The 20,118-nt window shown below is 56.8% G+C and carries 9 protein-coding genes; 3 read left to right on the forward strand and 6 right to left on the reverse strand.

From position 1 onward, the window contains the following. Positions 1 to 7: 7 nt before the first annotated feature. Both FOC35_RS18965 and FOC35_RS18970 read left to right on the forward strand, forming a co-directional pair. Entirely contained in the window at positions 8 to 13,672 is a 13,665-nt protein-coding gene (locus FOC35_RS18965) for a hemagglutinin repeat-containing protein (protein WP_172569818.1), read from the forward strand. Then, positions 13,662 to 13,910, forward strand: a complete 249-nt coding sequence (locus tag FOC35_RS18970) for a hypothetical protein (protein ID WP_172569819.1) — start codon at positions 13,662 to 13,664, stop codon at positions 13,908 to 13,910. Before FOC35_RS18965 ends, FOC35_RS18970 begins: the two co-directional genes overlap by 11 nt. Positions 13,911 to 14,006: 96 nt before the next feature. Here FOC35_RS18970 and yciA read toward each other — a convergent pair whose 3' ends face one another. Genes yciA through FOC35_RS18985 form a run of 3 tightly spaced genes read right to left on the reverse strand, consistent with a single transcriptional unit; the run spans position 14,007 to position 15,741 of the window. Continuing rightward, entirely contained in the window at positions 14,007 to 14,402 is a 396-nt protein-coding gene (gene yciA / locus FOC35_RS18975) for an acyl-CoA thioester hydrolase YciA (protein WP_016536710.1), read from the reverse strand. Next, on the reverse strand, positions 14,402 to 14,938 hold the full coding sequence (locus tag FOC35_RS18980) for a septation protein A (protein ID WP_016536709.1): 537 nt from the start codon (positions 14,936 to 14,938) through the stop codon (positions 14,402 to 14,404). The genes yciA and FOC35_RS18980 overlap by 1 nt, the downstream gene beginning before the upstream one ends. 59 nt (positions 14,939 to 14,997) lie before the next feature. Continuing rightward, positions 14,998 to 15,741, reverse strand: coding sequence for a YciC family protein (locus tag FOC35_RS18985; protein ID WP_172569820.1), 744 nt, complete (start codon positions 15,739 to 15,741; stop codon positions 14,998 to 15,000). Between the two features lie 331 nt (positions 15,742 to 16,072). Between FOC35_RS18985 and ompW the strand changes: the two genes are divergently transcribed. Next, complete coding sequence (ompW, locus tag FOC35_RS18990) at positions 16,073 to 16,705, forward strand: outer membrane protein OmpW (protein WP_016536707.1); 633 nt, start codon at positions 16,073 to 16,075, stop codon at positions 16,703 to 16,705. Between the two features lie 42 nt (positions 16,706 to 16,747). On the opposite strand, the gene trpA is transcribed toward ompW, so the two are convergent. Genes trpA through trpCF form a run of 3 tightly spaced genes read right to left on the reverse strand, consistent with a single transcriptional unit; the run spans position 16,748 to position 20,118 of the window. Further along, positions 16,748 to 17,554 (reverse strand): tryptophan synthase subunit alpha, encoded by an 807-nt coding sequence (gene trpA, locus FOC35_RS18995; RefSeq protein WP_016536706.1) that lies wholly within the window; start codon positions 17,552 to 17,554, stop codon positions 16,748 to 16,750. Then, a complete protein-coding gene (trpB, locus tag FOC35_RS19000; RefSeq protein ID WP_172569821.1) occupies positions 17,554 to 18,744 on the reverse strand; it encodes a tryptophan synthase subunit beta in 1,191 nt (396 codons plus the stop codon). The genes trpA and trpB overlap by 1 nt, the downstream gene beginning before the upstream one ends. A gap of 12 nt (positions 18,745 to 18,756) precedes the next feature. Beyond that, on the reverse strand, positions 18,757 to 20,118 hold the full coding sequence (trpCF, locus tag FOC35_RS19005) for a bifunctional indole-3-glycerol-phosphate synthase TrpC/phosphoribosylanthranilate isomerase TrpF (protein ID WP_172569822.1): 1,362 nt from the start codon (positions 20,116 to 20,118) through the stop codon (positions 18,757 to 18,759).

A 20,118-nucleotide genomic window follows, 5' to 3' on the forward strand; every position in this document is an offset into this window, starting at 1 on the left:
AATTAAAATGGATAAGCACCCCGTTGGAGTAACAAAACGTCTGGTCAGTTACCTTGTGATGTTCCTGGTGGCGGGGCAGCCGGTGTTTCCTACGGTGGCGGCGACGATAAACCCGATGACGCCGGGTGCGCAGATGGACCAGGCCGGAAACGGCGTGCCGGTGCTTAACATTGCCACGCCGAACCCGGCGGGCATTTCCCATAACCAGTTCCAGGACTACAACGTCGGCAAAGAGGGGCTGATCCTCAACAACGCCACCGGGCAGCTTACCCAGACCCAGCTCGGCGGGCTTATTCAGAACAACCCGAACCTGAAGGCGGGCCAGGAAGCCAGCGGCATCATCAATGAGGTGATTGGCGGCAGCCGCTCGCAGCTGCAGGGCTACACCGAAGTGGCGGGTAAAGCCGCCAACGTGATGGTCGCCAACCCGTACGGCATCACCTGTAACGGCTGCGGCTTTATCAACACGCCGAACGCGACCCTGACCACCGGCAAACCGCAGTTTGACGCGGCGGGCAACCTGCTGGCGCTGGATGTCAGCAAGGGCACCATCACGGTTGAAGGCCAGGGGCTGGACGCCAGCAAAAGCGACGCCCTGTCGATTATTGCCCGCGCCACGGAAGTGAATGCCGGTATCCACGCTAAGGATTTGAAAGTTACCACTGGCGCAAACCGGGTTTCCGCTGGTGGGGCGGTGACGCCAGTCGCAGGTGAAGGCGCAGCACCAACCGTTGCGGTGGATACCGGGGCGCTGGGCGGGATGTACGCCAACCGCATTCATTTGGTCTCGAGCGAGAAAGGCGTGGGCGTGAACCTCGGCAACCTGAACGCCCGTCAGGGGGACATTATCCTCGAGGCGAACGGCAGGCTGGCGGTGAATAACAGCCTGGCGAGCGGCAGCCTGGCGGCGCAGGGCGAAAGCGTAACCCTGACCGGGGATCACAAAGCGGGTGGCCCGGCGCAGGTTAACAGCCGGGGCGACCTCGCGCTGGCCAACGGCAAACTGGTTAGCGACGGCAATATCACGCTTAACGCCAGCGGCAAACTTACTGCTTCCACTGCCGCTCTGACGGCGGGGAATGACGTTGCCCTGAATGTCGGAACGCTAAACCAGGATGCGGCCAGTGAAATCAACGCGGGCGGAGCTATCCGCTCTGCCACAGCGGGCGCTGCAAACCACGCCGGGAAGATGACGGCGGGCAGCACTGTGAGCCTCTCCGCGTCTCAGTTGGCCAACAGCGGGAAAATCGTCGCCGGGGGCGAACTGAGCGCGAAGACAGGAAATCTGACTAACAGCGGCACGCTGCAAAGCAGGCAGGGTATGCGGCTGGAGTCGATCTCGCTTGATAATACCGGGCAGGTCCTGGCGGGTGACGGGCTGGCTATCTCGACGGGCGATGCACGGGTAGGCGGGACGCTGAGCAGCGGCGGAGACTTGAGCCTGAGCGCTACCAACCTGACTTCTTTCGCCGGAGCACAACTTCAATCTCGGGGCAAAATGCTGCTCGAAGCGCGGAGCGCGGCTACGTTTGAAGGCGTTCAGGTAGCGAAAGGCGACCTGACGATAAACGCCGGAAGCCTGACCCACCGGGGCAGCAGCAGCGGGAGCAACGTCTCGCTGCGGGCAAATCACATCGACATCAGCGGTAATATCCAGGCGGATAACGCCATGACGCTTAATGCTGACACTATTGTTCAGCAAGCTGGCAGCGCGCTGCTGGCGCAGAAAGCGTTACAGGTTAATGCGGGGCAATTTACCAACCGTGGCTCGCTGGACAGCGATGCCTTAACCCTCGCCATTGCGAGCGCGGCGGATAACCAGGCGGGGGGTAAACTCACCGCCCGTAACGACCTGACGTTAACCGGCAACACTCTCACCAACGGCGGCCAGATGGCGGGCAGCACCCTCTCTCTGACGCTGAATAAGGGCTTCTCTAACCTCGCAACCGGTAGCGTACTGGCCGAGAAAACTCTCGATGTTTTCGCTCCGGCTCTGACTAACGCCGGTCGGCTTGCGGCGGCCTCGCTTAACCTTACAACCCAGACGCTTGATAACGGCGGGCTGGTGCAGGGCGGTCAAAGCCTGGCGCTGAGCGGGGCTGAGTTAACTAACCGGCTCGGGGGCAAAATCATCAGCGGCAGCGGGCTGACGCTGAGCATTCCGCAACTGGTTAACGCCGGGCTGATTTCGGTGAAACAGGGGCTGGCAATAGACGGCCTGACGCTCGCCAACGGCGGGAATATCGAAGCAAAGGCGATGACGCTAAGGGCGGGCGAGCGGCTCAGTAACCAGAAAGGCGGCGTATTGCTGGCGGAAGACGCGCTCACGCTGGCGGCCCCTGACTTTGATAATGCGGGCAGCGTACAGGCTAAGACGCTGGCGGTTGACGTCAGCGGCACGTTTGGCAATGCAGAGGCGGGGCGGCTCAGCGGCCAGCAAAGCGGCAGACTAACGGCTGGGCAGCTGGCAAACCAGGGCGGTATCAGCGCAGGCAACCTGGATATTACTGCCGATGGCCTGAACAACAGCGGGCTGCTGCAAAGCGAGGGTGAACTGAGCGTCAGCGTCCGCCAGTTGGTAAATGCCGGGTTTATCACGGCAAAACAGGGCGCGGCGATTGATGGCCTGAGCCTGGATAACCGCGGGCATATCGAGGCGCATGCCTTGCGGCTGGCGCTGGGTGACAAACTCACCAATCAGGCGGGGGGCGTCCTGCTGGCTGAAGGCCGCCTGAAGCTGAACGCTCCGGCGCTGGATAACGCTGGCAAAATACAGGGCAATGAGGTGCTGCTGAGTCACCGCCGGGCGGATAATAGCGGCCAGATACTGGGTTTGTCCTCATTGAGCCTGAATGCGGAGGATGGGGTAAGCAACAGCGGGCAGTTACTCAGCAAAGGCGGGTTTGTTCTGTCCAGTGGCTGGCTGGACAACCAGGGGCAGCTGGCGGCGACGGATCTTAGCGTGGATGCCCGGCGACTTGCTAACGCCGGACTGATGCAGGGCGACCAGTCCTTTAGACTTATCGCCACCGCGCTTAACAACCTGCGGGGCGGAGAAATCATCAGCGGCAGCGGCCTGGCGCTGAACATCCCGGAGCTTATCAACGCCGGATTAATCTCCGTGGAGCAGGGGCTGGCTATTGATGCCGCAACTCTTGAAAACAGCGGGAAAATAGAGGCTCGTGATCTCCAACTCACGCTGCGTGACCGCCTGATAAACCAGTCAAAAGGCGTGCTGCTGGCGGACGACTCACTGCGGCTGTCTGCCGCTATGTTTGACAACGACGGGCAGCTGGTTGGCCGCACCGGCATCTTACATGCGGACAACCTTACTAACAGCGGCATCTTGCACGCTAAGCAATCTCTTACGCTTAGCGGCCAGACGCTGAATAACGCCACCGGGGCGGAAATAAGCGGCGAAGGCGGCAGTCTGCATGTTGAACAGTTGGTTAACGCCGGGTTGATTTCGGCCAGGCAGGGATGGGAAATAGACGCCCTGTCGCTGAAAAATAGCGGCAATATTGAAGCGGGTGACCTGACGCTGAAGCTTGCACAGAAGCTGGATAACCAGACCGGGGGAGTATTGCTTGCGGACAATACCCTTGAACTGGATAGCGTAAACGCGGAGAACGCCGGGAAACTTATCGCCAGCAATGCTCGTCTGGCCGTTAACGGATTAATCAACGGCGGCCTGATCCAGGGGAATCAGTCCCTGAGCTATCGGGGAAGCAGCCTCAATAACAAGGCCAATGGCCAGCTATTGAGCGAGGGAAATCTCGCCATCAATGCGGCGCGTCTGGATAACGCCGGGCGAATGCAGGGGCAGACGCTGACGCTTGACGGCGGACAGTCCGGCGGCACAAACAGCGGTCAGATGCTCGGGAAGGAGGCGCTGACTATTCTGTTCGGCGGTGCGTTTAACAACGACGGGAGGCTTATCGGGCTGAGCGCTCTTAGCCTGAAAGCAAGCCAGTTGGATAATACCGGGATCCTGGCGGCTAAAAGTATCACCCTGGATGGCGGAGCCGGGCAGGTAAACAACGCGGGGCTTATCCAGGCCGACGGCAGGCTGGTGTTTTCCGCCGGTTCACTGCTTAACCAGAAAAACGGCTCGCTGACAGGCGGCGATGATGTGACGCTGACCGTTCCGCTCCTTACGAATAGCGGGCTTATCTCATCGGACAAAGTGCTGCATCTCGACGGCACAACGCTCGACAACGGCGGCAATATTGAAGGCGCTGGGTTACAGCTTAATCTGGCCGGTAGGGCGAATAACCAGACGAGCGGGATTTTACTGGCGGACAATGGGCTGACGTTGCAGGCGTCAGAACTGAATAATAGCGGTAAACTTTCGGGTGACAACGTCACAATTACCGCTTCACAGGGGCAAAACGATGGGCTGATCCAGGGACAGTCGTTAACCCTGAACGGCGGCAGTATAAGCAACAGGGGTTCTTTGTTAGGCAAATCCAGCCTGACGGCGACCCTGGCCGACCAGTTGACTAATAGTGGGCAATTGCTCAGCCAGGGCGGTATGCAGGTTAGGGCAAAAAACCTCGCCAATAGCGGATCCCTGGCGGCTGATGCAATTAATGTTCAGACCGGCACACTGGATAACCAAAGTAGCGGCAAGCTTCTTGCCACAAATGAATTGAATATCGCAAGTGGTTCATTCACCAATAGCGGTACGCTTGCGTCGGAGAATGCCCGTCTGGCGGTCAATATCATGACCAATGGTGGACTTGTTCAGGGAAACAATAGCCTGACGGTAGAGGGTTTCAGCGGCGCGAGAAGCTTCGCTATTGCGCAACCGGCAGCCGTTAACGTGCTGAACAACCTTAGCGGCGGTCAGCTATTAAGCGATGGCGAACTCCGGGTTACGGTGGGTAAAGGCGACAACTCAGGCAAGCTTCAGGGCAAAACGATTAATCTTACGGCGGGAAGCTGGAGCAATGGCGGCACGGTGCTTGGTAGCAGTGCGCTAACGCTGAATACCGGCGAACTGGAAAACCGGGCCAGCGGGAAGATTCTTTCCGGCAGTTCGCTTAATTTGCAGCTACCGCAGCTGACCAACGACGGTGTCATTCAGGCTCAGCAGAACCTGATGCTGAAACTCGACAACCTCAACAACGCGGGCACGCTGTCAGGGAACAATGTCATTCTGAGCATCGCCCGGCTGCTCAATAACCAGACCAGCGGCAGGCTGCTGGCAACCCGGCAGCTTACCGGCCAGAGCGGCACCCTGAATAATAGCGGCGTACTGGCGGCGGATAATCTCGACCTTACCGCTAATCAAATTGATAACCAGGGTGTGCTCCAGGGTGAAAACGTTCTGGGATTGAATACTTCAGCACTTCATAACCTGGAAGGCGGCCAGCTTATCAGCGGTAGGTCGCTGAGCCTGAGCATTCCGCAGATGGTCAACCTTGGCCTGATATCGATAAAAGACGCGCTGACGCTCTCGGGCAGCACGCTGGATAACCACGGAACATTACAGGCCGCCAGCCTTGCGCTGAATTTTGCGGATAGCATTCTCAACCGCAATAACGCGCGGCTGCTGGCGCAGAAAGATCTCACCCTGCGCGCTGCCAGCCTCACCAACCAGGGGACGCTGGCGGGTGATACCGTGGCGGTAACCACCAATGTCCTGACTAACGGCGGCCTGCTGCAGGGCAATAACGCTCTGACTCTGGACTCTCTTTTACCTTCAAATCTTATGCTCACTAACCAGGTCAGCGGAAAAATCCTGACCGGTGGAGCGCTCTCCCTCTCCCTGCCGCAGTTGACAAACCAGGGGGTAATACTTTCTCAGCAGGGGCTGACGCTGACGGCAACTCAGCTGGATAACGGCGGGCGGCTGGCGGCGAATAACGCCATGCTGGCGGTGAGTATTCTCAATAATGGCGGTGTGTTGCAGGGCGATAACGAGCTGTCGATAACCGCCACGACGCTGAGCAATACTGCTCCCGGCAAACTGCTGAGCGGAGGACTGCTGTGGTTGAAAGCCGGGCAGCTCGGTAACGCGGGGCTGATGCAGGGCCAGCAGCTGACGCTGGACGCTGGCAACTGGAACAACGGCGGCAGCGCCCTCGGCCTTAACGGGCTGACGGCGCAGGTGGACAACCAGCTGATCAACGACGGGCGGGTGCTTAGCCAGGGCAACGCCCGCATCAACGCCGGGGCGCTGAACAATACCGGCTCTCTGCTGGGGGAAGGCGATGTCATTCTTGAAGGCGGCAGTCTGCTTAACGGGGGCAACATTCAGGGAGACAGGCTTACCGCCAGCAACCTAAACATCGATAACGCAGGCTCCGTGATTGGCCTCAAGTCCCTGACGTTGCAACCTCAGCAGGGGCTGACCAACCGCGCAGGCGGGGCGATGCAGACCCAGGGAGCGTTCGTCGTGGGCGGGCGGGATATCGTCAACGGCGGGCTGTGGCAGGCGCAGTACCTGAAGCTGAACGCCCAGCAACTACAGAATAATGGCACGCTACAGAGCACCGGCAATATGGACCTGGCGCTCACATCCGGGCTGAGCAATACCGGAACGATGGTGGCTAACGGGACGGCTATCCTAACCGCACCTACGCTCACCAACGGCGGACAATTGACGGCTAAAAACCTGTCGCTCAGGGGCACAACTCTGACCAGCAGCGGCAGCATCAGCGGGGTTGACGGCCTGGGTGTCACGCTCGGGGGTAACCTCGACCTGCAAAGTGGCGCAAAACTGCTGACCAACGGCCTGCTTAATATCGGGGCCAGCGTGCTGACCAATCTCGGGCATATTCAGGGCAATGCCCTGACGCTGAACGCCGCGGGCCTGAACAACCAGGGGCGCATGGAGGCGAACACCGCCCTGAATGCCAGCCTGCGGGGCAATGCGGATAACGGGCGCGGCGGGGTGATGCTGAGCCAGGGTACGTTCCAACTCGGTGCGCAGCAATTGAACAATGACGGCACGCTTCAGGGCAACGGCAACACGCAGCTCGACCTGCGCGAGCGCGGCAGTAATCAGGGGCAACTGCTCAGCGGCGGAACGCTGACGCTTAACGCGCCGGGCTTTACCAACGGCGGCTGGGTACAGGGCCTTAACTTGTGGCTGTCCGGCGGGTCGCTTGCCAACAGCGGCACGGTGCTGGCGCAGCAGCAGGGCACACTGGGCGGGAGCTACATCCTGAATAACGGCATGTTGCAGGGCGCGAACCTGACGATCAACCCCGGCCAACTGGATAATAACGGCACGCTCTACACCGCGCAGAATCTGGGCATTACTGCCTCGCAGGTGAATAACGGCGCGGCCGCAAAACTGCTGAGCCAGGGCAACCTGACGATTAACGCCGGGACTACCGGCCTGCAGGGGCAGGTGACGGCGCTGGGCAATCTCGCCCTGACAAGCCAGGCCAGTTTTAACCAGCTTGCCGCCCTGGCGGCGGGTAACACGCTGTCGCTCACCAGCCAGGGTGATATCAACGTCAACGGGCTGATGCAGGGCCAGGGGCTGCAACTCTCCGCCGCCGGGACACTTAACAACAACGGGCAACTGAGAGCGGGCTACGGCGAAAGCCATCTGAATGCCGGGCAGCTAAATCTTAACGGGCCGGGAAGCGTACAGGCGGGCGGCACGCTGCGCCTGACCAGCCGGAACGGCATCAACAACACCGGGTTTGTCGGCACGGCAGGCGACCTGATTGCCAGCGCGGGCGGCACGTTGCTGAACAGCGCCCTGCTGTATGCGGGCAATAATATGAGCCTGCTGGCGAACAGCATCCGCAACTACCGGGGCGATATTCTGGCAGGCAATAACCTGTGGATGCAGCGCGATGCGGCGGGCAATGCTAATGCTGAAGTGGTGAATACTTCTGGCAGCATTGAAACCCAGAATGGCGATATTTCAATCCGCACCGGGCATTTACTGAATGAGCGGGATGGCCTCACTGAATCCCGGAGCTATCAGCCTGGGAGTGATTCATCGAATAACGCGATGTCGCTAAATGTAAAAGTTGTCGATCTTGGCGATGGCAATTGGGGATTCTACCAGGATTTTCATGGTTCAACTCAGGGGGGAAGTATTACATCAACCGTTGCGCCAACGCAGCAAGGGTCGAGAAAAAGAGTTCTTAGTGGTTCAACAGTTGTGGATGTTGTCGCCAGTGGCGGAGTATCCCGCATTGCTGCGAAAAAAGATTTGCATATCTACGCTAACTCTCTGGATAACCAGGCCAGCAATTTACTGGCTGGAAACGCAATAGATCTCTCTGGCTCCGTCTTAAATAACCAATCTTATTTTGGTTACGCAGAAGATGAATATCGTGTTTATAAATACACTGGTCGTTTGGCCACAATAGTCGCTACGCCGAAGACTATGAAAGATATTTATAATAAACGAGCCTCTAAAAATCGCACGGTGACATATTATCTGGATGGCGCACCAGAAACTCTTCGACGTGATACAGATCAGGTTTTCCGGTCGGTAATCCAGGCCGGTGGCGCGGTTGTTGCCAACTTTAGCAACAATATCAGTAATACTTCATCCGCTGCTTATGCCGGTGGCTATGCTCCGGGGCGCAGCGCGCCGGGGCTAAACTTAGCTACCGGGCCGGGCGTTGGGGCTGGCTCTCAGGCCGCCGGGCTTAATAATAGCGGTAATACATTGCTCAGTGCTCCACAGGCGACTATCAATTTAGCCGGTGCCGGGAACGGAGTTGGACATGTTGAAGACCTCGCCGATAACAGTACTAAAAATAATGGCCTGAATGCAGTTGATACTCGCCCGCAGGGGGTAGGTGATTTTGGACAGTCCGACGATAAACAGGCTGGGATCAAAGAGCAAACGACGGCCTTAATCAATCGAAATGGACCTGACGGCAAACCGATTGAGCTGGGGGGTAAGGATGCTACGTTTACCGACCTCGGCAATGCTGGCGGTAAACACACCAGCATCGGCAGCGGGGCTGTGGCGCCAGAAGCCGTCGGGCCTCAGAGTGAAACATCCGGTTCTGTTGCCCGCGATAAAACCGGCGGCATTACTTCGGCAACTGAGCAGGTTATTGCTTCGTCCAGCGGGGGAAAAACGCCCCCGCCAGCGGGTTATGATTATCGCCCGGTTTCGTTGACGGATATCTCGGCTATCGCCTCGACGCTAACCGCCAGCGGATCGCCTGTCAGGCTTAGCGACTACCCGCTGCCCGCCAGCAATAACGGCTATTTCGTGGCGAATAAAGATCCGAAAAGCCCGTATCTGATTGTCACTAACCCGAAGCTGGATGGCCTGGGGCAGCTGGATAACAGCCTGTTTAACGATCTGTATAAGCTGGCCGGAACTTCTGCCCCAACTGCTCCGCAGGAAAACCGTTCAACTTACACTGAAAGCAATAATTTCCTCGGCTCGGATTACTTCCTGGCGCGCCTCAACCTGCGCCCGGAATACGATTATCGCTTCCTCGGCGATGCCGCTTTCGACACCCGCTACGTCAGCAACCAGATCCTCAACCAGACAGGAAACCGCTACGTTAACGGCATCGGTTCCGACCTGGAACAGATGCAGTACCTTATTGACCATGCGGCACAAGCGCGTGACAAGTTGGGGCTGCAATTAGGCGTCAGCCTTTCTGCAGACCAGGTCGCCGCCCTTGATACCAGCATCCTGTGGTGGGAAACGGTAGTTATCGACGGCCAGAAAGTGCTGGTACCGAAGCTCTATCTCTCACCGAAGGATATCGCCGTTAACAACGGGAGCGTTATAGCCGGAAACCAGGTCATCCTGAACGGCGGCAGCATCACCAACAGCGGCAGTACCTTACAGGGTAAAAATCTGCTCGCAGCCAGCAGCCAGAACGCGATTAATAACATTAATGGTGGGGCAATCAATTCTGCCGGAAGCCTGCAATTAAGCGCTCTGGGTGATATCAACAACATTGGCTCCACTATTGCCGGGCAGAAAGTCAGCCTTGAGAGCGTGGGCGGCAGCATTATTAACCAAACGCTGACCAACCAGTGGAATGCTTCAAGCCCCACAAGCGGATGGAAAGGGCCGTCCCTCTCATTAACCAAAACTGAACTTGGTTCGCTCGCCTCAATCAGCGCCGGCGATAGCCTGAGCATGAGTGCCGGGAAAGATATCGTTAATACCGGGGCGAATCTTAGCTCCGGCGGGGATATGTTGCTGAAAGCCTGGGACAATATCGCTATTACCGGCAATCAGTTGGTCGATAACAAGCACCGTGGTCGCAATATCAACGACAGTATCGGTAACCAGGAAAGCCTGATTACCAGCGGCGGTAACTTAAGTCTTTTGGCCGGGCAAGATCTTACCGTTGCGGGCAGTCGCCTAAACGCCGAAGAGAGCGTACGTTTACAGGCAGGAAGGGATATAAGCCTGCTCGCGGCCGAGACCAGCCGTAGCGATAAATACAGCGCGAAGAAAAAGGTCGAAATTAATGAGTCCGTACGCCAGCAGGGCAGCGAAATTGCCAGCGGCGGCAGTACGATGATACTTGCCGGGCGCGATGTGAATACCGAAGCGGCGCAGGTTACCGCCCACGGGGATATTGGCGTGGGGGCAGGTCGCGATATCAACCTGCTGACCGCCACCGAAAGCGATTACCACTACGTCGAAGAAACCAAAACCAAAAAAGGGTTCCTCAGTAAGAAAACCACTCACACCATTAACGAAAGCAGCTCGACGCGTGAAGCCGGGACGCTGCTGAGTGGCGATAACGTCACGCTCAAAGCGGGCAATGACCTGCTGGTGAAAGGTTCCTCGGTGGTTGGCGATGGTAGCGTGGCGCTGCATGCGGGCAATAACGTCGATATTGTGGCCGCCACCGACACCGATTCCTCGTGGCACTTTAAGGAAACTAAAAAGAGCGGGCTGATGGGCACCGGAGGCATCGGCTTCACGATCGGCAGCAGCAAAAGCACGCACGATCTTCGTGAGCAGGGCACCACCCAGAGTCAGAGCATCAGCACCGTTGGCTCAACCGGCGGAAACGTCAGCGTGAACGCAGGTGGCGTGGCGCATATTGGCGGTGCTGACCTGGTGGCGGGTAAAGACCTGTCGGTTTCCGGCGAGAGCGTGCTGATTGAGCCGGGCCACGATAAACGCACCCGCGATGAGAAGTTTGAGCAGAAAAGCAGCGGGCTGACCGTGGCGCTTTCGGGGGCGGTGGGAGACGCCATCAACAATGCGGTGACTACGGCTCAGGCGACTAAAAATGAGAGCGACGGACGTTTAGCTGCCCTACAGGCGACTAAAACCGCGCTGGCCGGCGGGCAGGCGTATCTGAATTCTCAGCAGGCTACGGCCTCAGCAGATCCCAATAACGGCATAGGCGTCAGCATCTCGCTCACGACACAGAAATCCAAATCCGAACAACATATGGAATCGGATGCGGTTAACGGCTCAAGCCTGACGGCGGGCAATAACCTGAGTATTGCGGCGACCGGGAAAAGTGAAGGCAGCGGCAATATCGTAATTGGCGGCAGCCAGCTTAAAGCCGGAGGCGACACCACGCTGGCGGCAGCCCAGGACATCGTGTTGAGCGGCGCGGCCAATACGCAGCTAACGACGGGGAAAAACAGCAGCAGCGGCGGTGGCGTAGGCGTCAGCATCGGCGTTGGCGGCGGAAGCGGCGGCATCAGCGTATTTGCCAACGTAAATGCGGCGAAGGGCAAAGAGAAAGGCAACGGCACGGCGTGGACCGAAACTACGCTCGACAGTGGCGGCACGGTGTCTCTGACCAGCGGTCGCGATGCGGTTCTGAACGGAGCGCAGGTTAACGGCGATAAAATCGTCGCGGACATCGGCCGTGACCTGCTGATGAGCAGCCAGCAGGATTCCAACCGCTACGACAGCAAGCAGACCAGCGTGGCCGCGGGCGGCAGCTTCACCTTCGGGAGTATGACCGGCTCGGGCTATATCAGCGCCAGCCAGGACAAGATGAAGAGCACCTATGATTCGGTGCAGGAGCAAACGGGCCTGTTTGCCGGTAACGGCGGCTTTGATATCACCGTAGGGCGCCATACCCAGCTTGATGGAGCGGTTATCGCCTCTACCGCCTCGGCAGATAAAAACAGTCTCGATACCGGGACGCTGGGCTTCTCTGATGTCGGCAACAAAGCCGACTATAAAGTCAGCCACAGCGGGATAAGTTTGTCTGGCGGCAGCAACATGTCGGCTGGCTCCATGCTGGCGGCAAATGGGATAGCAAATGCCGGGTCATTGCTGGCGGGGATGAACGGTAAAGGACATGCCGAGGGAACCACGCAATCCGCTGTTGCGGACGGCACGATAACCATCCGCGATAAGGCGAACCAGCGGCAGGACGTTGCGGCTCTGAGCCGTGACACCGAGCACGCCAATGACAGTATTGGCCAGATCTTTGATAAGGAAAAAGAACAGAAACGCCTGCAAACGGCGCAGCTGGTGGGTGAGATTGGCGGGCAGATGACCAACATGGTGTCGACCTACGGCGACACCCAGGCGCTGGAAGCCGCGCGTGCGAAGGGCGGGCAAAATGCGAGCATGACCGCAGAGCAGTTACGCAAAACCGATGACTACCAAAAAGCGTTTAGCGAGTATGGCATCGGGGGTAAATACCAGATGGTGGCGCAGTCGGTCAGCGGGATCCTGGCAGGTGCGGCAGGGGGCGACCTTAAAAAAGCGCTGGCGGGTGGGCTGAATCCGCTCATGGCACAGACCATTAAGGGCGCAACCACCGAAGACGGCAAGGTGAATGAATCCGCTAACCTGATGGCGCATGCGGTCTGGGGAGCGCTGGCAGCCCAGCTTTCCGGAGGCAATGCGGCAGCGGGTGCGGCAGGCGCGTTCAGCGGAGAGCTTGCGGCAAGACATATCGCCGCGGAAATGTTCCCGGGCAAAGATCCTGGCGATCTGAGCCAGGATCAAAAACAGGTCGTTAGCCTGCTGGGCACCATGGCCGCGGGCCTTGCCGGAGGCGTTGTGGGTAACAGCACTGCATCGGCAACGACCGGCGCTCAGGCCGGGAAAAATGCGGTTGAGAATAATGGACTGAGTTTTGGTACCGGTATGGACAGCTACGGAGCTTCGGTAGCCTCCTGGGGTCAGTATGCGGAGAATAATAACCTGACGCCTGAGCAAAAGCAGGCAGGGCTGGATAAGCTGGCAAGGGGAGATTTGCCTGAAGGTCAAAGCCCAGCTACCGGCTTGTTAAAAGCGTGGGGTGCAGGAGCGAGCACGGTAGTGGCTCCGGTTTTATTACCCGCTACAGCAACGGCAGGGAGTGTTATCGCTGCGGGTGCAATCGGCGGTTCGGCTAATGTGTTTAATCAGCTGAATAGCGGGGAGCCATTCAGTGCCACTGATGCACTTATCGCTACCGGCATCAGTGGATTAACTCAGGGCAGAGGATTCTGGTTCACTGAAGCGGCAAGTATCACTGGCGCCTATGCAGGGGCTAAGTTGCAGGGAAAAGATGTTACAGCTCCAATGATTGGTGCAGGCTTTGGTACCCTTAGCGGTGCTGGTATAGGAAAAGGTGTGGAGCGGCTGCAAACGGCAATACCGTTTACTATTCCTAAACTAACGGGAGCGGTAGCTGAATCTGCTGGCTCTGAATACATTGGAAGTGCCGTACAGAATCTAGCTGAAAAGGTTCAGAAGAAACTGGAGAAGACGAGTGATGCAAAATAAGAAAATTAAACTTTTATTATTACTGGTCACTTTATGGACCGCTGGTCTTTTCATTACTCTCACAGGTGGGCGATTGCTTATAGCTTTGGCTTCCTATTTTTTAGTGGGTGATTTTGATTTTGATCGTAGCACCCTGATCGGAGGGGCTGAAATATCAATCGGGTGTGGAGTTGTTATTGGCGTCGGACAATGTCTTATGTCGAAAGAAAAACCGAGCTCGCCTTCAAATCCCGGTTAGTTTTCTGCAATCCCAATCTTTGATGAATTGGCTTGCTGGTTGCTATGGCTATGAGGTTTTTATAAAAAACCCGGCAATGCCGGGTTTTCTTGAGCTTTAATCCACCTGAGGTATAGCGCGAGGTTTGCCCGCTTTATCCACGGCCACGTAGATAAAAATGGCCTCGGTGGCTTTATAGCGCTGGCCAATAGGTTCGGAAGAAACCTTTTTCACCCACACTTCCACATTGATGGTAATGGACGTAGTACCGCGCTTAACGCAGCGCGCGTAGCAGCAGACTACGTCGCCAACCGCTACCGGCTTCAGGAAGGTCATCCCGTCCACTCGCACGGTAACCACGCGCCCATGGGCAATTTCTTTGGCCTGAATTGCGCCACCCATATCCATCTGCGACATTATCCAGCCGCCGAAGATATCGCCGTTGGCGTTGGTATCCGCTGGCATCGCCAGGGTGCGCAGTACTAGTTCACCTTGCGGTAATTCGTTCGGCATTACTTCTCATCCTGCGGCATATGGCGATAGATATACACCCCGCTCAGCAAGGTAAATACCAGCGTGAGGGCGGTGAGTCCGAAGACTTTAAAGTTAATCCAGATGCTTTCCGGGAGCCAGAACGCAACGTAAATATTCAGCAAACCGCAGACGATAAAGAACAGCGCCCAGGCGATGTTAAGGCGAAACCAGACCACCGTCGGGAGTGAGATCTCTTTGCCCAGCATGCTCTGGATAAGCAGCTTGTTCATGCCAAACTGCATAAACAGCAGCGCGGCGGCAAACAGCCCGTAGATTAGCGTCACTTTCCACTTAATAAACTCGGCGTTGTGGAAATAGAGCGTCAGGCCGCCAAAAACGACCACCATCACGAAGGTCACCAGGGTGGTTTTTTCCAGCTTGCGGTATTTAAACCAGCTGTACACCAGCGCTAATGCAGTGGCGATAATCAGCGCCCAGGTGCCCACAAAAATGTCGTACATCTTATAGAAGGCGAAAAAAACAATCAGCGGCAGGAAGTCGAGAAACTGCTTCATAATCTGTTCCGTAAAGAGGTGGCTCCTGACTATAACGCGCGCTCAGGAGCCGGGGAAGGTTATTGACGTATCAACATGTAAAGGCGGAATAAATAGATAAGCAGCGCGGCAGATGCCAGGTTACTGACCGTATTCAGGATGGTCACGCCGACTTCCGGCGGCAGCGCCGCGAAGGTGGAGGTCAGCAGCAACAATGCCCCTTTTACCAGCAGCCAGCCGATAACCGCCGGGGCAACCAGGCGCATATTGGACCAGACTAATCCCATACTTGCGCGCATCGAGCGGAAAATACCGATTTTATCCTGCGCCAGCATCACCGGCGAAAACGAAAGCAGGATAGCCAGCAAAACGCCCGGGACGACAACCAGCATCAGGCCAATCTGGAACAGCAGCGTTGCCAGAAACAGCAGAATAAACATTTTTGGCAGCACTGGCGCAGAAGCACCGATGGCGCGCAGGGCGCTAACCCGCTGACCGGCGGAGACGACTTGCACCAGAACCAGCACGCTGGCCGCCAGAATAGCGTTGCTAATCAGGCCAGAGAAAGTGCCCGCGGCCGAGGCCTTGAGCAGCACCTGCTGCTGTTCCGGGGTCATATTTTGTACCAGCTCGAACAGCCCAACGCTTCCCGTCAGATTATCGCCCTGGCTCAAAATCGCCATTTGTTCGTCGCTGGGCGTTAACGCGTGACCAATGACCACCGAAATTAAGGCGCAAAGTAATGCAATCAGTAAGATAGTAACAAACTGATTACGAAGAAAATTTCCCGTGTCACGGTATACGGAACCCGCCGTGATAGACATGCACTCTCCTTGGTGTTGCTAGCGGTTATCAATCTGCGGGCAATTGTACCCTGGATGCGCGCGCCGTGGCACCACAAAGACTTTCTATAAGCGGTTGAATAGTGTCGATTAGCTTGTAGGTTGTACAGATATGACAGAAATTTACGAAAGTTGATAATTCAATAAAATTGATTTGGATTCTGTTTATTGATTGTTGTGCGGATGCAAAAAATTAATCCAGATCATTGAATGTTAAATTAGGCGGCAAAGTGTGATCGGCGTTAGATCACTTTGTACTTCTTTCTGAGTATATTCAGCCCGCTGTTTAAAAAACCATAACAAGGGAAGGGCTATGAAAAAACTCACTCTGGCATTACTGGCGATGGGTTGTCTGTCTGGCGCTGCGTCGGCGCATCAGGCGGGTGAATTCTTTATGCGTGCAGGTACGGCGACGGTTCGCCCAACGGAAGGTTCGGACAACGTGCTGAACATGGGCAGTTTTAAGGTGAATAACAATACCCAGCTGGGGCTGACCTTTGACTATATGGTCACCGACAACATCGGGATTGAGCTGCTGGCGGCTACGCCATTCCGCCATAAAGTCGGCCTTGGGCCAACCGGGGATCTGGCAACCGTGCACCAGCTGCCGCCTACGCTGATGGCGCAGTGGTACTTTGGCGATGCTAAAAGCAAGGTGCGCCCGTACATCGGAGCCGGGATTAACTACACCACATTCTTTGATGCCAGCTTTAACGAAACGGGTAAAAGCGCGGGTCTTAGCGACCTGAGCGTCAAGGATTCCTGGGGGGCGGCGGGCCAGGTCGGGCTGGATTACATGGTTAACAACGACTGGCTGCTGAATATGTCCGTCTGGTATATGGACATCGATACCGAGGTGAAATTTAAAGCCGGCGGCGAGCAGCAGAATATCAAAACGCGCCTCGATCCGTGGGTATTTATGTTCTCGGCAGGTTATCGTTTCTGATAGCCAGAGCCAAAAAGGCCGGGTTTCCCCGGCCTGAATGTTTTAAGCGCGCGTGGCTGCCTTCATGCCCTGAACGAAGCTTTTTAGCTCGCTCAGCATCACGTCAGGTTTATCAAGGTTCTTCTCGATAATTTTTACCACCGCCGAGCCAGAAATGGCACCCGCTGCACCCGCCGCAATCGCATCGCGAACCTGAGAAGGCTCGGAGATACCAAAGCCCTGCAGCGCCGGAGCAGCCTGGAACTCTGTCAATTTTTCTACCAGATGATGCAGCGGCAGCTGAGCACGGGTCTCGGCTCCGGTCACGCCAGCGCGGGAAAGCAGGTAGGTATAACCGCGTCCGTGGGTAGAGATTTCACGCAGCAGCGCATCATCGGCATTTGGCGGGCAGATGAAGATAGGGGCCACGCCGTGGCGCAGGGCCGCATTGCGGAATTCGGCAGACTCTTCAACCGGCACGTCGGCAATCAGCACTGAATCAACGCCAACTTTGGCGCACAGGGCATAAAACTCGTCGATACCACGGCTGAACACCAGGTTGGCATACATCAGCAGGCCAATGGGGATTTCCGGGTATTTCTGGCGAATTTTAGCCAGCATCTCGAAACATTTGCTCGGCGTAACGTCAGAGGCAAAAGCACGCAGCGCGGCGTTCTGAATCGTCGGGCCATCGGCCAGCGGGTCGGAGAACGGAATACCCAGCTCAAGCGCATCTGCACCGCCTTCAATCAGCGCATCGATAATTTTAAGAGACTGCTCAGGGTTCGGGTCGCCAAGGGTCACAAAGGGAACGAACGCGCCTTCCTTGCGTGCCTGAAGCTGTTCAAAAAGATGATGATAACGTTCCATTACATTTCCCCTCGTGCTTTCAGAATATCGTGGACGGTGAAGATGTCTTTGTCGCCGCGGCCTGAGAGGTTCACCACCAACAGCTGCTCTTTTTCCGGATTCTCGCGCATCATTTTCAGCGCATGGGCGAGGGCGTGGGAAGATTCCAGCGCCGGAATAATTCCTTCGTTACGGCACAGCGTCTTAAAGGCATCCAGCGCTTCGTCGTCGGTGATCGACACGTAATCGGCGCGGCCAGTGCTATTAAGGTAGGCGTGCTGCGGCCCAACGGACGGGAAGTCCAGCCCGGCAGAGATAGAGTAGGACTCTTCAATCTGCCCTTCGTCAGTCTGCATCATCGGCGACTTCATTCCGAAGTAAATGCCCACGCGGCCATGCTTGAGCGGCGCGCCGTGCTCGCCGGTTTCGATACCGTGACCGGCAGGCTCAACGCCAATCAGGCCGACGCTGGTTTCATCAATAAAATCAGCAAACATGCCGATAGCGTTGGAGCCGCCGCCGACGCAGGCGATGACCGCATCCGGCAGGCGTCCTTCTTTCTCCAGGATCTGCGCTTTGGTTTCTTCGCCGATCATGCGCTGGAATTCACGAACGATAGTCGGGAACGGGTGTGGACCCGCAGCGGTGCCGAGCATGTAGTGCGCGGTCTCGTAGCTTGCAGACCAGTCGCGCAGCGCTTCGTTACAGGCGTCTTTCAGAGTAGAGGAGCCGCTGTGTACCGGGATCACTTCGGCACCCATCAGGCGCATACGGAATACGTTCGGCGACTGGCGCTCAACATCTTTTGCGCCCATATAAATGCGGCACTTCAGGCCCAGGAGGGCGCTCGCAAGGGCGGAGGCCACGCCGTGCTGACCGGCACCCGTTTCGGCAATAATTTCGGTTTTACCCATCCGTTTGGCGAGCAGAGCCTGGCCCAGCACCTGGTTGGTTTTATGCGCGCCGCCGTGCAGAAGGTCTTCACGCTTGAGGTACAGCGTGGTGTTGGTGCCGGCGGTAATATTTTTGCATTTGGTCAGCGCCGTAGGGCGACCGGCATAATTTTTCAGCAGGTCGTTAAACTCGGCCTGGAAGTCAGCATCGCTTTGTGCCGCAACAAACGCTTCTTCGAGCTGGCGCAGGGCGGGCATCAGGATCTGTGGCACATACATGCCGCCAAATTCACCAAAATAAGGGTTCAGTAAAGTCATGGTATCTCTTCCTTAGTAAGCCCGCAGGGTCTGGAAGACCGCAGCCAGCTTGTTAGCATCTTTGATTCCCGGCGCGCTTTCCACGCCGGAATTGAAATCCAGCCCTGCGCAGCCGGCTTTTGCCGCTTCTACACAGTTATCCGCTCCGAGGCCGCCCGCCAGAATCACGTTATCCAGCTTTTGTCCGGCTAACAGTCGCCAGTCGAAGCTTTGCCCGCTGCCGCCCTGGCCGTTATCAAACACGTATTTATCGACGGACTGCAGGTTGCGTTCCGGCAGAGTTTTGCCGACGCTAAGCGCCTTCCAGATTTGTACCTTCGTCGGCAGAGCCGCACGCAGCTGGTTGATATAATCCTGGTCTTCGTCGCCGTGCAGCTGCACGGCGGTGAGAGAGAATTTCTCTGCTTTTTCTACTACTTCAGTTACAGGCGTATTACGGAACACGCCGACGTAGCGCAGCGGAGCGGCCGCAATAACCGCTTCAGCTTTTTCATCGCTCACAAAGCGCGGTGAGGCCGGAACAAAAATCAGCCCGCCGTAAATCGCCCCGGCTTCTTGTGCCGCGCGGGCATCTTCACCGCGCGTCAGGCCGCACACCTTGTTTTCACCCAGCAACACGCGGCGCACGGCGGCGTTTAAATCATCTTCGCTCATCAACGCGGAACCAATCAGGAACCCGTTGGCGAAGTGGCTCAGCTCGCGAACCTGAGCGTAGTTATTGATGCCGGACTCACTAATCACCGTCACGCCGTGGGTCAGGCGTGGAGCCAGCTGGCGGGTGCGGTCGAGGTCAATGGACAGGTCACGCAGGTCACGGTTGTTAATGCCAACAACTTTGGCCTCAAGCGCAATGGCCCGCTCCAGTTCCTCTTCGTTACTGACTTCGGTCAGCACGCCCATATTCAGGCTGTGCGCCACGGCCGCAAGCTGGCGATACTGCTCGTCGTTCAGCACGGAGAGCATCAGCAGGCAGGCATCGGCCTGGTAAAAACGCGCCAGATGAATTTGGTAAGCGTCGATAATAAAGTCTTTGCACAGCACCGGCTGGCTGACAATGCCGCTGACTATCGGCAGGAAATCAAAACTGCCCTGGAAATATTTCTCATCGGTCAGGACCGAAACCGCTGAGGCATAATGCTTGTAGACATTTGCGATACGCGCCGGGTCGAAATCATCTCGGATCACGCCCTTAGACGGCGAAGCTTTCTTGCATTCAAGAATGAACACGCTGCGCGCACCCTGTAGCGCGTGGTAGAAATTGCGCGTGGCCGGTACGATGTCATTCTGGAAACTCGCCAGCGGCTGCTGCTGCTTGCGGGCTTCAACCCACAGCGCTTTGTCTGCGACGATTTGATTCAATACTGTTTCCTGCAT

Source organism: Cedecea sp. FDAARGOS_727, assembly GCF_012273235.1.
GTDB lineage: Bacteria > Pseudomonadota > Gammaproteobacteria > Enterobacterales > Enterobacteriaceae > Cedecea > Cedecea davisae.